General features: G+C 68.9%; 15 protein-coding genes. 6 read left to right on the top strand and 9 right to left on the bottom strand.

What is annotated here, in order from left to right; all coding sequences use genetic code 11:
* Window positions 1-26: 26 nt before the first annotated feature.
* Window positions 27-1769, bottom strand: coding sequence for an arginine--tRNA ligase (gene argS, locus ASG48_RS17015; RefSeq protein ID WP_055852698.1), 1743 nt, complete (start codon window positions 1767-1769; stop codon window positions 27-29).
* A 78-nt stretch (window positions 1770-1847) separates the two neighbouring features.
* Entirely contained in the window at window positions 1848-3062 is a 1215-nt protein-coding gene (locus ASG48_RS17010; protein WP_055852695.1) for a deoxyguanosinetriphosphate triphosphohydrolase, read from the bottom strand.
* A gap of 106 nt (window positions 3063-3168) precedes the next feature.
* Here ASG48_RS17010 and ASG48_RS17005 point away from each other — a divergent pair, with 106 nt between their 5' ends.
* Entirely contained in the window at window positions 3169-3513 is a 345-nt protein-coding gene (locus ASG48_RS17005) for an iron-sulfur cluster assembly accessory protein (RefSeq protein WP_055852692.1), read from the top strand.
* 1 nt (window position 3514) lies between these two features.
* Window positions 3515-4297, top strand: a complete 783-nt coding sequence (gene xth, locus ASG48_RS17000; RefSeq protein WP_055852690.1) for an exodeoxyribonuclease III — start codon at window positions 3515-3517, stop codon at window positions 4295-4297.
* Window positions 4298-4328: 31 nt separating this feature from the next.
* Here the strand turns inward: xth and ASG48_RS16995 are convergent, their stop codons facing one another.
* Both ASG48_RS16995 and ASG48_RS16990 read right to left on the bottom strand, forming a co-directional pair.
* The gene (locus tag ASG48_RS16995; RefSeq protein ID WP_055852687.1) at window positions 4329-5147 is read right to left on the bottom strand and encodes a tetratricopeptide repeat protein; all 819 of its coding nucleotides are present in this window, start codon (window positions 5145-5147) and stop codon (window positions 4329-4331) included.
* Between the two features lie 643 nt (window positions 5148-5790).
* Window positions 5791-7140 (bottom strand): long-chain fatty acid transporter, encoded by a 1350-nt coding sequence (locus tag ASG48_RS16990; RefSeq protein WP_055852684.1) that lies wholly within the window; start codon window positions 7138-7140, stop codon window positions 5791-5793.
* 586 nt (window positions 7141-7726) lie between these two features.
* On the opposite strand from ASG48_RS16990, the gene ASG48_RS16985 reads away from it, so the two are divergent.
* The gene (locus ASG48_RS16985; RefSeq protein ID WP_055852681.1) at window positions 7727-8620 is read left to right on the top strand and encodes a BA14K family protein; all 894 of its coding nucleotides are present in this window, start codon (window positions 7727-7729) and stop codon (window positions 8618-8620) included.
* Window positions 8621-8758: 138 nt separating this feature from the next.
* Here the strand turns inward: ASG48_RS16985 and ASG48_RS16980 are convergent, their stop codons facing one another.
* Window positions 8759-9400 carry an MBL fold metallo-hydrolase gene (locus ASG48_RS16980; protein ID WP_055852678.1) on the bottom strand — a complete coding sequence of 214 codons (642 nt, stop codon included), beginning with the start codon at window positions 9398-9400 and terminating at the stop codon, window positions 8759-8761.
* A 152-nt stretch (window positions 9401-9552) separates the two neighbouring features.
* Window positions 9553-10443 (bottom strand): branched-chain amino acid aminotransferase, encoded by an 891-nt coding sequence (locus ASG48_RS16975; RefSeq protein ID WP_055852675.1) that lies wholly within the window; start codon window positions 10441-10443, stop codon window positions 9553-9555.
* Between the two features lie 222 nt (window positions 10444-10665).
* Between ASG48_RS16975 and ASG48_RS16970 the strand changes: the two genes are divergently transcribed.
* The 3 genes from ASG48_RS16970 to ASG48_RS16960 all read left to right on the top strand — a co-directional run bounded on the left by ASG48_RS16970 (window position 10666) and on the right by ASG48_RS16960 (window position 13395).
* Window positions 10666-11190 (top strand): MarR family transcriptional regulator, encoded by a 525-nt coding sequence (locus tag ASG48_RS16970; RefSeq protein ID WP_244486937.1) that lies wholly within the window; start codon window positions 10666-10668, stop codon window positions 11188-11190.
* Window positions 11187-11912, top strand: coding sequence for a response regulator transcription factor (locus tag ASG48_RS16965; RefSeq protein ID WP_055852669.1), 726 nt, complete (start codon window positions 11187-11189; stop codon window positions 11910-11912). Before ASG48_RS16970 ends, ASG48_RS16965 begins: the two co-directional genes overlap by 4 nt.
* 100 nt (window positions 11913-12012) lie before the next feature.
* Window positions 12013-13395: an ATP-binding protein gene (locus ASG48_RS16960; protein ID WP_055852778.1), complete on the top strand. Its 1383-nt coding sequence runs from the start codon at window positions 12013-12015 to the stop codon at window positions 13393-13395.
* 18 nt (window positions 13396-13413) lie between these two features.
* On the opposite strand, the gene ASG48_RS16955 is transcribed toward ASG48_RS16960, so the two are convergent.
* Genes ASG48_RS16955 through ASG48_RS16945 form a run of 3 tightly spaced genes read right to left on the bottom strand, consistent with a single transcriptional unit; the run spans window position 13414 to window position 15101 of the window.
* Window positions 13414-13776, bottom strand: a complete 363-nt coding sequence (locus tag ASG48_RS16955; RefSeq protein ID WP_055852666.1) for a tRNA-binding protein — start codon at window positions 13774-13776, stop codon at window positions 13414-13416.
* 6 nt (window positions 13777-13782) lie between these two features.
* A complete protein-coding gene (proC, locus tag ASG48_RS16950) occupies window positions 13783-14598 on the bottom strand; it encodes a pyrroline-5-carboxylate reductase (protein ID WP_055852662.1) in 816 nt (271 codons plus the stop codon).
* 2 nt (window positions 14599-14600) lie between these two features.
* Window positions 14601-15101 (bottom strand): YbjN domain-containing protein, encoded by a 501-nt coding sequence (locus ASG48_RS16945; RefSeq protein WP_055852659.1) that lies wholly within the window; start codon window positions 15099-15101, stop codon window positions 14601-14603.
* Window positions 15102-15480 lie beyond the last annotated feature (379 nt).

The raw sequence follows: 15480 nt of genomic DNA, 5'->3' as shown, positions 1-15480 counted from the left end.
GAGGATGTTGACCAAAGCGTGATAGATCATCGCATTTCGTCCGGTGCATCGGCTCCGATCAAGCCAAGACCCGTCTTGACGACAACTGCCACCGCCTGGACAAGACCCAGTCGTGCATGGCTCATCATCACATCGTTAGCGTTAACAAAGCGTAAGTGCGGAAGATCCTTGCCGCGATTGTACTGCGCATGGAAGGCCGAGGAGAGCTCGTAGAGGTAGAATGCCAGACGATGCGGCTCCTTCGACGCCGCGGCGGCCTGGACGAGCTTCGGGAACTCGGCGAGCTTGCGCACGAGCCGCAATTCGCCCTCGTCGGTGAGTCCGGCGAAGCGGTCCGCGGCCCCGCCTTCGGGCAGTTGCAGTCCCTCGCCCGCCGCCTGCCGGAAGATGCTGCGCGCCCGCGCATGGGCGTATTGCACGTAGAAGACCGGGTTGTCCTTCGACTGCTCGGTGACCTTGGCGAAGTCGAAATCGAGCGGCGCGTCGCTCTTGCGGTAGAGCATCATGAAGCGCACCGGATCGCGCCCGACCTCGTCCACGACGTCGGCGAGCGTGACGAACGTGCCCGCGCGCTTCGACATTGTGACCGGCTGGCCGTCGCGGAAGAGCTTGACCAGCTGGCACAGGACGACGTCGAGACGGGCCCTGTCGCCCGCGACCGCCTTGCACACCGCCTCCAGCCGCTTGACATAGCCGCCGTGGTCGGCGCCGAGCACGTAGACCATCTCGTCGAAGCCGCGCTCGAACTTGTCGTGGAAATAGGCGACGTCGGCGGCGAAATAGGTGTAGCGCCCGTCCGACTTCACGAGCGGGCGGTCCATGTCGTCGCCGACATCGGTGGAGCGCAGCAGCGTCTGCTCGCGGTCCTCCCAGTCCTCCGGGCGCTGGCCCTTCGGCGGCGGCAGCGTGCCCTGGTAGACGAAGCCCTTGGCCCGCAAATCCGCGATCGACTCGGCGATGCGCCCATTCTCGTGCAGGCTGCGCTCGGAAAAGAAGACGTCGTGGACGATGCCGAGCCGGGCGAGATCCTCGCGGATCATGTCCATCATCGCGCCGATCGCCGCCTCGCGCACGGTCGGCAGCCACTGCTCCTCGGGCATGGCGGCGAGCGAGGGTCCGTGGACGCGCGCGAGCGTCTCGCCGACGGGCTTGAGATAGTCGCCGGGATAGAGGCCCTCGGGGATCGCGCCGATCGGCTCGCCCAGCGCCTCGCGGTAGCGCAGGAAGACCGAGCGGGCGAGGACGTTCACCTGCTCGCCCGCGTCGTTCACGTAATACTCGCGCGTCACGTCCGCGCCGGCGAAGGCGAGGACGGAGGCGATGGCGTCGCCCACCACGGCCCCGCGGCAATGGCCGACATGCATCGGCCCCGTCGGATTGGCCGAGACATATTCGACATTGACGCGATGGCCGTTGGCGCGGCCGCGCCCGTAGTCGGCGCCGGCCTCGAGGAGGCTCGCCAGATGCAGCGTCCAGAAGGCGGGACGCATGCGAAGGTTGATGAAGCCGGGCCCCGCGATGGCGACGCTCTCGATGTCCGCGTCCGCTCCCAGCCGCGCGGCGATCGCCGCCGCCAGATCGCGCGGCTTGGCGCCGAGGGGCTTTGCGAGCACCATCGCCGCGTTGGTCGACAGGTCGCCGTGGCTTTCGTCGCGCGGGGTCTCGACGGCGATGCGCACGAGGTCGGCATCGGCCGGGCGGGCGAAGCCGTCGAGGCTCGTCACGATCTCCTGGAGCCGCTTCTCGACCTCGGCGAAGATGTTCTGCATCGGTCCGTCGTCCTTCTTGCACGCGCAAAGGGCCGGGATGACCGGAAACGCCTTCGACTGTCGCGGATGAGGGCGGCGCTAGCCCAATCGCGGCACCGCGTCAAACAGGCGCGCGTGCTCGGAGATCGCGAACGTGTCCGTCATGCCGGAGAGGTAGTCGGCGACGCGGCGGGCGAGCCGCTCCTCGCTCATGCGCTCGCAGCCCTGGCTCCAGTCGAGCGGCATGAGGCCGGGCTCGGCGCGCAGACGCTCGAAGAGATCGGCGACGATCCGTTCGGCGGCGGCCATCTTCGCCGCCACGCTCTCGTGCCGGTAGACGCGGGTGAAGAGAAAGCCGCGCGTCTGGCGGACGGCCGCCTCCATGGGCGGCGAGAAGGCGACGAAGGGCGCGTCGGCCGCGCGCACGTCCTCGACGGAGCGGGGACGGCGTTCGGCGAGGTTGCGCAGGGTAGTGCGGATCACGTCCTCGACGAGGCGCGTGATGTGGCGCCGCATGATCTCGTGCACCGTGCGGCTGCGGTCGAGACCGGGATAGGCCGCCCTCACCTCGGCGAGGATCGAACCGGCGAGATCGAGCCCGGACAGGTCCTCGAGCTCGATCAGGCCGGCGCGGAGCCCGTCGTCGAGATCGTGCGTGTTGTAGGCGATGTCGTCCGAGATCGCGGCGGCCTGCGCCTCCAGCCCGGCGAAGCTGGCGAGATCGAGCGGGAACAGGGCGTCGAAATCGAGGATGGGGCGCGGCACCGCAAGGCCCGGCGCGGCGTTGGGGCCGATCAGCGGGCCGTTGTGCTTGACCAGCCCCTCCAGCGTCTCCCAGGACAGGTTCAGCCCGTCGAACTCGGCATAGCGGTGCTCGAGCGCCGTGACGATGCGCAGCGACTGCGCGTTGTGGTCGAAGCCTCCGAACCCGGCCATGCAGGCATCAAGCACCCGCTCGCCGGCATGGCCGAAGGGCGTATGGCCGAAATCGTGGACGAGCGCCACCGCCTCCGTCAGGTCCTCGTCGAGCCGGAGCGCGCGGGCGAAGGCGCGGGCGATCTGGGACACCTCGATCGTGTGCGTCAGGCGCGTTCGGTAATGGTCGCCTTCGGTCGCCACGAAGACCTGCGTCTTGTGCTTGAGGCGGCGGAAGGCGGTGGAATGGACGATTCGGTCCCGGTCGCGCTGGTAGGGCGTGCGCGTCGGGCTCTCGCCTTCGGCAAAGAGCCGGCCGCGCGAGCGCGCGCCCCGGGTGGCGAAGGCGGCCAGTCCTTCCGCCCCCTTGCACAAGCTCGCGAAACCCTCGTCGGCCATGATGTGGAAACGGTCCGTTCGGATTGACCCGTCGAGCGGGCGTTCTTAACTAGGTCTCAGTCCTGCAACGAGGAGCGGCGCCCGCCCCGGCGGCCACCGAAGCACCATGAGCGACATCGGCACCCATCCCGTCACCGTTTCGGATGCGGCGGTCAAGCGCATCGCGACGATCCTGGCCTCGTCCGGCGCGGAGGCGGAGGCGCTGCGCATCTCGGTGGAGGGCGGCGGCTGCTCGGGCTTCTCCTACCGATACGACCTGACCCGCGAGCGCGAGAGCGACGATCTCGTGATCGAGCGCGACGGAGCCCGCGTCTTCATCGACCAGACCTCGCTCGCCTATCTCGAAGGATCGGTGGTCGATTTCGTGGACGACCTGATGGGCCAGGCCTTCCAGATCCGCAACCCGAACGCCGTCGCCTCCTGCGGCTGCGGCACGAGCTTTGCGATCTGACGTGCTGATCGCCACCTGGAACATCAACGGCGTCAAGGCGCGCATCGACGCCCTGACCGCCTGGCTCGACGAGCGCAAGCCGGACATCGCCTGCCTGCAGGAGATCAAGAGCGTCGACGAGGGCTTTCCCCGCGCCGCCATCGAGGCGCTCGGCTATCATGTGGAGACGCACGGCCAGAAGGGCTTCAACGGCGTCGCCCTTCTCTCGCGCACGGCGCCCGACGCTGTGAGCCGCGGCCTGCCCGGAGACGAGAGCGACGAACAATCGCGCTATATCGAGGGTCTGTGGACGATCGGCGAGCGGCGGCTGCGCGTCGCCTCGCTCTATCTTCCGAACGGCAATCCGCTCGGCACGGAGAAATTCTCCTACAAGCTCGGCTGGATGGACCGGCTCGTCGCCCATGCGAAGGCGAGACTCGCAGCCGAGGAGGAGTTCGTTCTGGCCGGCGACTACAACGTGATCCCGCAGGGCGAGGACGCGAGGCGCCCGCAGGCCTGGGTGAACGACGCTCTGTTCCAGCCCGAAAGCCGCGCCGGCCTGCGCCGGCTCCTCAACCTCGGCATGATCGACGCTCTGCGCGCCACCAACGATGCGCCGGGCGTCTATACGTTCTGGGACTATCAGGCCGGGTCCTGGCCGAAGAACGACGGCATCCGCATCGACCACCTCCTCCTGTCGCCGGAGGCGGCGGACCGCTGCCGGTCGGTCGGCGTCGACAGCCATGTGCGCGGCTGGGAGAAGCCGTCGGACCACGTGCCGGTGATCGTGGAACTGGCGGCCTGAACGGCATCGAAGGAGACCGGGGCGTCGCCGCTCAGTTGCGGGCGGACGCGGTCTCCTTCTGCTCGGCATAGACGAGCGCGGTGCGCCGCTCGTTCTCGCTGGCCAGCGAGAACACCTCTTCCTGCAGGGGCCGGATCCAGGCTTCCTCCGCCGGCGTCGCGCGCTTGAGGGCGAGCGTCAGCATGGCAAGGCCGCGCACGGGCTCCGCCCGCACGGAGATGCGGTCGCCGTCGAAGAGGAGATAGCCGAGCAGCGCCTGCGCGCCGGCATTGCCCTTTTCCGACGACAGCTTCAGCCACCGGGCGGCCTGGCGGGGATTGGCCTTGCCGCCCTCCCCGTTCAGCACCATGCGGCCGAGCTCGAACTGCGCGCTGGCATTGCCGAAATAGGATGCGGCGTGAAAGTAGAACTGGCGCGCCCGCGACAGATCGGGCTCGACGGGACTGCCGGGAATGCCGCGGCGCAGATAATCCGCCAGGGCGACGATGGCGCTCGAGACATAGGCGGCGTTGGGATAGGCGACATTGTCGTCGTCCTGCTCCTGCACGATCCGCTCGAAGATCTTGTAGGCCTCGTAGTCGTCCTCCTTCACGCCGTCGCCATCCGCATACATGCGGCCAAGCTTCCAGCGCGCGCCCGAATGCCCCTTCTCCGCGGCATAGCGCAGGGCTTCGAGCGCTTCGGTCTTCTCGCCGCGCTGATAGGCGCGGAAGCCGAGCGAGAACCATTCGAGCGGACCGGACGCGGCCTGCCGCCCGACGGCGGGATCGAGCGCGCCGGCCGGCCTTGGCGGCAGACCCGCCGAGGCCAGGGCGACCGCAAGCGAAAGGATGAGACTAGCGCGACGCATCGAGACGCATTTCCGCGGCGGAGGGCGAGGAGACGGAATCGCCTGCCGGACATCCGCTCAACGAGGGGAGACTATGGCGGCGAAGCATTGCCGAAGCGTGGACGCGGTCGCACCGTGCCTGCATCGCGATAAAGATGGCCGGGCGGATGCTGAAAAGCGAGACGCTCGGGATGCCCATGCCTGCGGTCATGCCGATCTCAGCGGTGCGAGAACGGGGAGAGACGACCGGCCGCCTGAAGCCCGATCACGACGACCGCTCGGCCGCCCTTCGTCCTGTCCGCCCCTTGACGCACCATGACCCACCCCTCGCCTGTCGCTGTCGCCTCGTGACGGCACGGCATTCGGCTCTTCGACTCCCGATGGGACGACGAAGGCCCGAAAAGACCTGTCGGCACCGGAAACGAAGACCCTATACGCGCCTTCCGACATCTTGGAGGTGCCGGTCTTTTGTGGCGGCAGGACGGCAAATCAACACGAGGCCGACTATAGGCGATGCAACGGTGCAATAGTGTTGCAGAAGTTCCACAAGCGCTGAATCTGCGGGGCGAGGGCCGCAACGCGAAAAGGGCGCGGGTGTCAGCCCACGCCCTTCGCTGCCTGTGAAACGGAGCGGAGGACGGTCGACCGCCCGCGCCCGGGATCGTCAGAAGGTGAACTTGAACGAGGCCGAAGCGCCCAGGACCACGTCGTCGCCGACGCTGGCGTTGAAGTAGCCGCCCTCGTCGATCGTCTGGTCGTCGGCCGTCCAGTAGCCGACGAGGCCGCCGACGCGGAACTCGGTCGACTTGTCGGGCTTCAGCGAGAAGCCACCCGACAGCGTGTAGAGGTCCGTATAGGTCGTGTCCGCGCCGGTGGAGACGCCGCGGTCGTAGCCGACGGAGACCGCGCCGGAGATCATCTCGTTGAAGGCGCGGCCGATGCCGAGGCTCGCCGTGTAGCCGTCGCGCCAATAATAGGGCTGGATGGCCGAGGAGGTGCCGATCAGCGGGCTGGTGATCGTGCTGATCACCTCGTTGTTGGTGCTCCAGTCCGTCCAGCGGAAGTTGGCGAGGAGAAGCGTGCCCTCCGCGATGCCGGTCTGGAGGTTGACCGTCAGATATTGCGGGCTGGTCGCCTCGTTGATGCTGGACGCCACGGGAATGATGGTTCCGGCGGCCGGAAGGCGGGAGTTCACGAGCCCTGCCGCCGGACCGAAGACGGTCGGGATCGAGAGCTGCGTGCCGTTGGCGAGACGCACGAAGGCGCTGTCGGTGATCGTCACCGTGCCGCTGCCCGTGACGTCGTCGTGCTTGACCTCGGAGCGGTAGATGACCTGCGCCCGCAGGGCGATGTCGGGCAATTCGTAGGCGGCACCGATGCGGTAGCCCGTCTTGAAGTCGCCTTCGGGATCGACGTCGGCCTGCGTCGGCAGGAAGATCGACGCGCCGCGGGCGGCCAGCAGCGCCGCGACCGGCGTTCCGGCGAAACTGGCGGCGAGATTGCGCTCGCCGAAGCTCGAGCCCTCGAAGGAGAAGTCCTCGAAGAAGACGCCGCCCAGAAGGCTGAAGCGGCCGTAATCGGTGTTCAGGCTGGCGCGGCAGGTGGCGGCGAATTCCTGCGAGTCGAACTCGATGCTGCGCGTGCGCGACGTGGTCACGGCGCTCGACACCTGCGACGGCAGGGCCCCGCCCGGCGAGCCGGTATAGTCGGCCTCGGCCGCGAAGGATTCCGTCGCCGTGCCGGCGCAGCCGAAGGCGTCGCCGCCGAAATAGATCGCCGCGGAGGGGATGACGTAGCGCCCGGTATAGTCGCCGTAGTCGCCGGAGTTCCCGTTGATCGTATCGAAGCCGCGCAGCGGGGCGATGTAGGTCACGCCGGCCCGCGTGGAGAACCCGCCCTTCTCATAGAGAATGTCCGTGTCGGCCGTTCCCCGCTGAAAGCCGCCGGCGAAGGCCGTGGAGGACAGCGCGGAGGCGACGAGCGCCCCGGCGAGAAGTCTGGACGCGTTGCGCATGCTGAGAGTCCCCCAATGTCCTGTTCCGGCGAGACCCCTCTTCTCTCCCGAGCTCGCCCATTGACGTAAGCGTAAGACACTCTTTCGAGGTAGGGAAGGTCATGCCATCGGTTCGACGCATCTCCGCGTCAAAATTGTCACAATTCGCAAGTCGGCCTGATCGCCCGAAGCGCTGCTCTCGGAGAGGCCGGCCAGATCGACGCTAGCGGCGAAGGCTTGCCTCGGTCTCGCATCCCGCCTGCACAATCGGAGGGTGGGGGACGAGGCGGCCCCGAAAGGATCGGGGCGAGCGCCCGGGGCGGGTCGGCCTCGTCCCGGCCGTGTCGCCGCGGGATCGTTCGCGGGTGCAACCGATGGTCTCCCGCATGGAACGGCTCGGGATGAATCGAGAGAGCGCGTGCGGGAGCAGAGTTCGGCACGTGTCCGCCGGCGGTCGCTTCGATCCCGGCGCGCAGGCGCGACCGGCCGCGCCGCAACCCTTCGGGGCCCAGAACGTATCATTCTGGCACAGAAGCCTTGGCACGCAACCTGCTGGGGACCTTGCACGTCCTACCGCAAGCCCATGCGTCCAAAGGGAGTTGCCCCGATGACCAAACGCCCGAGCCCCGCCGCCCTCGCCTTCGCCCTCGGTCTCGCCGCTTTCGCCGGTCTTGCCCATTCGCAGGACGGCGCCGCCGTTCCCGCCGGCACGAGTTCGGCGCCGCAGTCGTTGAGCGACGACGCGGCGCCGCCGGAGGACGAACTCGACGGCGGCACCGATTTCGAGGCCGGCCGCGGCTTCACGCCGGGCGGCGTGCCGAGCCCCCGATTCGACGCGCGCCGCGACCTGCGCGCCGCCGGCTCGGATCTCTCCGAACGCGAGATCCGGCGCCGGCTCGATCGCGAACGCGCGGAACGGCGCCTGGCCCGGGAGGACCGGCGTGACGAGGACCGTCGTCGCTCATCCTCCTGGCGCAGCGTCGAACGCGACGACGACCGGCGCCGTTACGCGGCCGGCCGCAGCGACGACGCCGACGAGACCTCTTCGCGCGGCTGGCGGCCCGCCTCGCGCCTGTGGACGGGCACGCTGACGAGCGACCGGGCCTTCACCTACGTCTTCTCCGGCCCCGGCGCCGTGCTCGCGACGAAGACCTCTATCCGCGCCCTGCCGGCGGGCGATGCCGCGACGATCTCGCTCTCCGGTCCGCATGTCATCGATGTCGAGGCGGCGCGCCTCGACAAGCGCGCGCTGGCACCCGGGCAGATCGAGACGGTGCAGCGCGGCGGCGCCAAGATCATCCGCCTCGGCCCGCCTCTCGACGGAGCGCCAGGGCCGGGGCGCGTGGGCGCGGCCGCGCAGCCCGACGGGGCCGCGGGAGAGCTCGAGCCCTGGAGCCTCGCCTGGGAGCGAAGCTGCGTCCTGGCGCATGCGAGCTTCGATCCCGAAACGGGCACCTACGCGCTCGCGGACGGCCGTCGCCGGTTCTGCACCGGCGCCTGACGCGCACGGAGCGCCGGGGTCGATCGGTCATCGCCGGGTCCGACGCCGGACGGACCGCGCGGATTTTACGGAGCGTACCGCACCCTTCCCGCGCCGGGCGTCGGAGGGTGGTCGCTCCGCCGGAGGCTTCTCAGGCCGTCAGACGAGGAACGGGTTCGTGCGCCGCTCCTCGCCGAGCCGGCCGCCCGGCCCGTGGCCGCAGATGAAGCCGACCTCGTCGCCGAGCGGCAGAACCTTGTCGCGGATCGAGGCGAGCAGCGTGGCATGATCGCCGCCCGGAAGGTCCGTGCGCCCGATCGAGCCGCGGAAGAGAACGTCGCCGGCATGCAGGAACTTCGCCGCGCGGTCGAAGAAGACGACATGGCCCGGCGCATGGCCCGGCGTGTGCAGAACCTCGAAGACGTGATCGCCGAAGGACAGGGTGTCGCCGTCGGACAGCCAGCGGTCGGGCGTCACGCTCTTGGCATCGCCGCCGACGCCGAACATCGCCGCCTGGCTCTCGATCGCGGCCAGAAGCGGCGCGTCGGCCTCGTGCGGCCCGAGAATGTCCACGCCGAGCGCCGCCTTCAGATCCTTGGCCCCGCCCGCATGGTCGATATGGCCATGCGTCAGCCAGATGGCCTCGATCTTGAGGCCCAGCGTCTCGATGGCCGCCAGGATGTCGGGCACGTCGCCGCCCGGATCGACGACGACGCCGACCTTGGTCTCGGTGTCGTAGAGAAGGCAGCAATTCTGCTGGAAGGGCGTGACGGGCACGATCTGGCCCCCGAGGCTGGACATGGGCGGATCCTTCCCGAACCGTGGCGCCGCGTCGCGGGCGCCGAAGCGTTGCGCCTCCCATAGCCGAGGACGGCGCGGCGCGCAGCCCCGAACGCGGAACGGGGACGCCCGAAGGCATCCCCGTCTCGTGTCGCGATGGCGGACCGGCGTGCCTACTCGGCCGCGACGCGCTTGGGCATGACCTCGTGGCCGTAATCCTCCACGAGCCGGCGCGTGATCTCGCCCGGCGTGAAACGCCATTCGGCGATCTCGGAGACCGGCGTCACCTCGGCGGCGGTGCCGCACAGGAAGCATTCGGTGAAGGTGGAGAGGTCCTCCGGCATGATCGCCCGCTCGTGCACGACCAGTCCGCGGCGCTTGGCGAGATCGATCACGGTGCGGCGCGTGATGCCGTCGAGGAAGCAGTCCGGGATCGGCGTGTGGATGGCGCCGTCCTTGACGAAGAAGACGTTGGCGCCCGTGGCCTCGGCCACCTGCCCGCGCCAGTCGAGCATCAGGGCGTCGGCATAGCCCTTGGCCTCGGCGGCGTGCTTGGAGATGGTGCAGATCATGTAGAGGCCGGTCGCCTTGGCCTTGGAAGGCGCGGTGCGCGGGTCGGGGCGGCGATACTCGGCGAGATCGAGCCGGATGCCGCGCATGCGCTGCTCGGGGTCGAAATAGCTCGGCCACTGCCAGATGGCGATCGCCACGTTGATGCGGTTCTTCTGCGCCGCGACGCCCATCATCTCCGAGCCGCGGAAGGCGATCGGGCGCACATAGGCATCCGAGAAGCCCTGGCGCACGAGAAGCTCGTTCGTCGCCGCGTCGATCTCGTCGGCGCTGTAGGGAATGGTGAAGCCGAGAAGCTTGCCCGACTCGATCAGCCGTTCGGTGTGCTCGCGAAGCTTGAAGACGGCACCGCCATAGGCGCGCTCGCCTTCGAAGACGGCGCTGGCATAATGCAGGCCGTGGGTCAGCACATGGATCTTGGCGTCCTTCCAGGGCACGAAGGTGCCGTTGTACCAGATTTCGCCGTCCAGTTGATCGAAAGGAACGTTGCTCATGACGTTTACGGCCGACGAGGGCCCTCTCCCCTTGGTGAAGTCTCGTTCGGGAACGGGCCGAGGTCTGCGTCGAGCCGACGTCGGTTTCCTGGCCGACCGCCGCTTCGGACGGTTTCCACTCCCTGCTTCAGGGTGTAACAATACGGGAAAATTACGTCAACGGTGCTGACCTATTTTATGCATGCAGGCCTGACAGCGATGGTCCCCGACGATGCGGACCGAGTGCGGGACGCCGGAAGCCCGGAGGGGTTGGTGCGCGAGGCGCTGCCGACCCTCGGCGCGCTCGACTTCCGGCTGATCGAACTTCTCTTCTTCGCCTATCGCGAGTTCACCTCCGACGCCGACGAGATCCTCGAGCGCTACGGGTTCGGCCGCGCGCATCACCGCATCCTGCATTTCGTCAACCGCGACCCCGGCATGACGGTGGCCGACCTTCTCGATCTCCTGCGCATCACCAAGCAGTCGCTGTCGCGCGTGCTGCGCCAGCTGGTGGAAGCCGATCTCGTGCGCCAGGAGCCGGGCGAGGCCGACAGGCGCCAGCGCTGCCTCTTCCCGACCGAGACGGGCCGGGCGCTGACGCTGGAACTGTCGCGCGCGCAGGTGCGCCGGATCGACGCCGCGATGGCGGGGACGCGGCCGGAGGAGCGGGCGGCGATCTCGCAGTTCCTCATGGCCATGGGAACGGATCGCGAGGCGACGCGCGCCTGGTTCGCCAAGAAGGGCATCACGAAGGATCCCGCACCATGATCGAGCCCGCCGCGGCGCCGGTTCGCGCGCCTCTGTCGATCGAGGACGACGCGCCGCACATTCTCGTCGTCGACGACGACCGGCGCATCCGCCAGCTCCTGTCGCGCTTCCTCTCCGAGAAGGGCTTTCGCGTCTCGGTCGCAGCGGACGCGGCGGAAGCGCGCAAGATCCTCGGCGGTCTCGACTTCGACCTTCTGATCGTCGACGTCATGATGCCCGGAGAGAGCGGCGTCGACCTCGTGCGCTCCTTCCGCGTCAAGCGCGACGGGCCGGTGCTGATGCTGACGGCGCGCTCGGAGATCGAGCATCGCATCGAGGGCCTGGAGGCGGGCGCCGACGACTATCTGACCAAGCCGTTCGATCCGCGCGAACTGCTCCTGCGCGTCAACAACGTCATGCGCCGCGGAAACCAGAGCCAGACGCCGAAGATCGAGACCGTGCGCTTCGGCCCCTTCACCTTCTCGCTCACGCGCCGCGAGCTCAAGCGCGGCCAGGAAAGCGTGCGGCTGACCGAGCGCGAGCAGGAGATCATGGCCCAGTTCGCCGGCAAGGCGGGCGAGACAGTGCCGCGGCAGGACCTCCTCGGCGACGACACGGAGGTCGGCGAGCGCACGGTCGATGTCCAGATCAACCGGCTGCGCCGCAAGATCGAGGCCGATCCGGCAAATCCCCTGTGGCTGCAGACGGTTCGCGGTATAGGTTATCGCCTGAACATCGACTGAAAGGCCGCCGCGCGCCGCCGCCCCCGTGGACGCTACGGACGACGCCGGCCGCCGGCCGGCCTCTCCTCCAGGAAGGACGATCGTGACCCTCCTCGACCGGATGCGTCCGCGCGTCTCCCGCGCCCTGCCCCGCATCGATCTCTGGCGCGGACCACTGCGGCGCATCCCGCGCTTCGCCCAGCGCCTGACGCCCAAGAGCCTCTACGCCCGCTCGCTCATCATCATCATCGCCCCGATGGTGCTCCTGCAATGCGTCGTCACCGTCGTGTTCATGGAGCGGCACTGGCAGCTCGTCACGCAGCGCCTGTCGACGGCGGTGGTGCGCGACATCGCCGCCATCGTCGACCTCGTGGAGACCGCGCCCCCGGACGCCGATCCGGAGCAGCTCGTGCGCATCGCCCGCGAGCGGCTGGACCTCACCATCGCGCTCCTGCCGCTGGAGCCGCTGCCCGCGCCCGCCGAGCGGCCGTTCTTCTCGATTCTCGACGGCATCCTGTCCGACGAGCTGGAGGACCGCATCGCGCGGCCCTTCTGGATCGACACGGTGGGCAATTCGAAGATCGTGGAGATCCGCATCCTCCTCAGCGACCGCGTGCTGCGCGTCTTCGCGCCGCGCAACTCGGCCTACGCGTCCAACACCCATATCTTCCTCGTCTGGATGGTGGCGACCTCGCTCGTCCTCCTCGTCATCGCCGTCCTCTTCCTGCGCAACCAGATCCGGCCGATCCAGGCGCTCGCGGCCGCCGCGGAAGGGTTCGGGCGCGGCCAGCCCATGCCGCAGGAGTTCCGCCCGCGCGGCGCCTCGGAAGTGCGCCGCGCCTCGCTCGCCTTCATCCAGATGCGCGACCGCATCGAGCGGCAGATCGAGCAGCGCACGCAGATGCTGAACGGGGTGAGCCACGACCTGCGCACCGTCCTCACCCGCTTCCGCCTGCAGCTCGCGCTCCTCGGCGAAAGCGAGGACATCGACGAGCTGCAGCGCGACATCGACGAGATGCAGCGCATGCTGGAAGGCTATCTCGCCTTCGCCAAGGGCGAGGCCGGCGAGGACGTCGGCGAGCTCGACCTCGAGGCGATGCTGAACCGCTTCGTCGGCGAAGGCACGCTGAAGGGGCGCAAGGTCAGCGTCGACGTCGCCGGCGATCCGCGCGTCACGGTGCGGCCCGATTCCTTCTCGCGCATGGTCACCAACATCGTCGCCAACGCCATGCGCCACGGCGAGACCGTGCACATCACCGCCCGTCACGAGGGGCGCTGGCTGTCGGTCGTGGTGGAGGACGACGGTCCGGGCATCGCGCCGTCGGAGCGCGAGGAAGTGTTCAAGCCCTTCGTGCGGCTCGACACGGCGCGCAACATCGACAGCGGCGGCACGGGGCTGGGGCTGGCGATCGCCCGCGACATCGCCCGCAGCCATGGCGGCGACATCCTTCTCGGCGACAGCGCGCTCGGCGGCCTGCGCGCGCTGGTGCGCGTGCCCGCCTGAGCCGGTCGCGGGCCGCGTTCAGAACATCCGCGCCCCGTTCGGCACGGGATGGTCCGGGGCGATGAGGACGACGGCGCCGGCCGGATCGGGCGCGCCCAGCGTCAGAACTTCCGAGCGCATCGGCCCGATCTGGCGCGGCGGGAAGTTGACGACGGCCATGACCTGACGCCCGACGAGATCCTGCGGGGCGTAGTGCACCGTGATCTGCGCCGAGGACTTCTTCAGGCCGATCGTCTCGCCGAAATCGATCAGGAGCCGGTAGGCGGGTTTGCGCGCCTGCGGGAAGATGTCGGCCTCCACGATCGTGCCGACGCGGATATCGACGGCGGCGAACGTGTCGTAGGCGATCTCGGGCGAAGGGGTCTGCGTGTCGTCGGCCATGCGGACTCAGTCCTTGGAGAGCGCGGTCGCGCGGTCCCGTGCGGCCGTCATGGCCCGTTGCAGCAGCGGCTCGAAGCCTTCGTCGCCCATCAGGATCTCGAGGGCGGCCTGCGTGGTGCCGTTCGGCGAGGTCACGTTGCGGCGCAACGTCTCGGGCGTATCGGTCGAGCGGATCATCAGTTCGCCGGCCCCCGCCACCGTGTGGCGTGCAAGGCGCATGGCGACGTCGGCCGGCAGGCCGAGCGCCTCCCCGGCCTTCGCCATCGCCTCGGCGAGGTGGAAAACATAGGCCGGCCCCGAGCCCGAAAGCGCGGTGACGGCGTCGATCAGCGCCTCGCCGTCCACCCATTCCACCGGGCCGCTGGCGGAAAGAAGCGCCTCGGCACTCGCCCGCTCCGCCGGCCCGCAGCGCGCGTTGGCATGGGCGCCGGTGATGCCGCGGCGGATGAGAGCCGGCGTGTTGGGCATGGCGCGCACGATGGCGCGGGCGCCGAGCGCGGCCTCGAGCGTCGCGATGCTCGTGCCGGCCGCGACGGAAACGGCGAGCGTTCCGGGCGTCAGCGCGGCCGAGAGCGTGGGCAGCGCCTCGCCCATCATCTGCGGCTTCACCGCCAGGACGACGATGTCCACGGGCTCGGGCGGCACGGATGTAGAATGGATGACGCCGCGCTCTTCGACGAAGGGCCGCAGCGCGTCGCCGAGGCGCGGATCGACCACGGTGACGCTTTCGCCGGGCAGGCCCGCCTCCAGCCAGCCGCCGAGCATGGCCGTGCCCATGTTGCCACCGCCCAGAAGCAGAAGGCGCTTGCCGGCGTCCAGCATGGTCAGGCCTGGCCGACGGTTTCGAACAGCGACAGCTTCAGCCCGTCCGCCGCCGTCCGGTCGCCCCAGACGACGAACTGGAACGCCTGATAGAAGCGCTCGCAGCTCTCCAGCCCCAGCGCCAGGATGCGCTCGGCCTGCCGGCTCGTCGGGTCGAGACCGCCGGTGAGAAGCAGCGCGTGGCGGAACATCACCGCGCCCTGGTCCTGCCAGATGTCGAAATGGCCGATGACGAGCTGCTCGTTGATCATCGAGACGAGCCGCAGCGCCTCGACGCGCCGATGCTCGGGGATCTTGAGGTCGAAGGCGCAGGCCAGATGCAGGGCCTCGCAGTCCTCCATCCAGGAGAGGGAGACGGAATAGTCCGTCCAAAGGCCGCGGACCGAGACCGCGATCTCATCCTCGCAGGAGCGCTCGAAGCTCCACTCGCGGGAGGTGGCGACGAGTTCGATCACGTCCACCGGGTTCGACTGGCGAACCACCGATTGCATGCTGAAGGTCATGTCGTCCGATTCCGGTTCCTCGTGCCGCGAAATCGGGGCCCCCGCATGTGCCGCATCGCGAGCCCCCGTCGGATGCCCCGTTTCCGCCACGGAACGAATCACCCTTGAAAATCAGCATATAACCGGGGACTCGCCGGCTTAAGGGGAGGAACGGAAAATTAACCAATCTTCGTGTGGACGAGGACGATTCGACGAGGGAGGATGCGCGTTAAGCGACTCCCGCACCACGCCTTTTGGCGCTGAATCGCCGGCGCCGGTATCCGGCGATTTCTGTTGAAAGCCTGTGGATAAGCTTGCGCGAGGCTCGCGCGACCCCTGCGGAAGCCGCCTCGCCGGCAGCTTTCGCAGGCGTTTTCGCCCTGTCGCGGGCGCCTCGCCG

Origin of the sequence: Aurantimonas sp. Leaf443 (assembly GCF_001425575.1) — a bacterium.
In the GTDB taxonomy this organism is placed as follows: domain Bacteria; phylum Pseudomonadota; class Alphaproteobacteria; order Rhizobiales; family Rhizobiaceae; genus Leaf443.
Note: the sequence above shows the minus strand (reverse complement) of the source record. Positions and strands in the feature narration are given on the sequence as shown.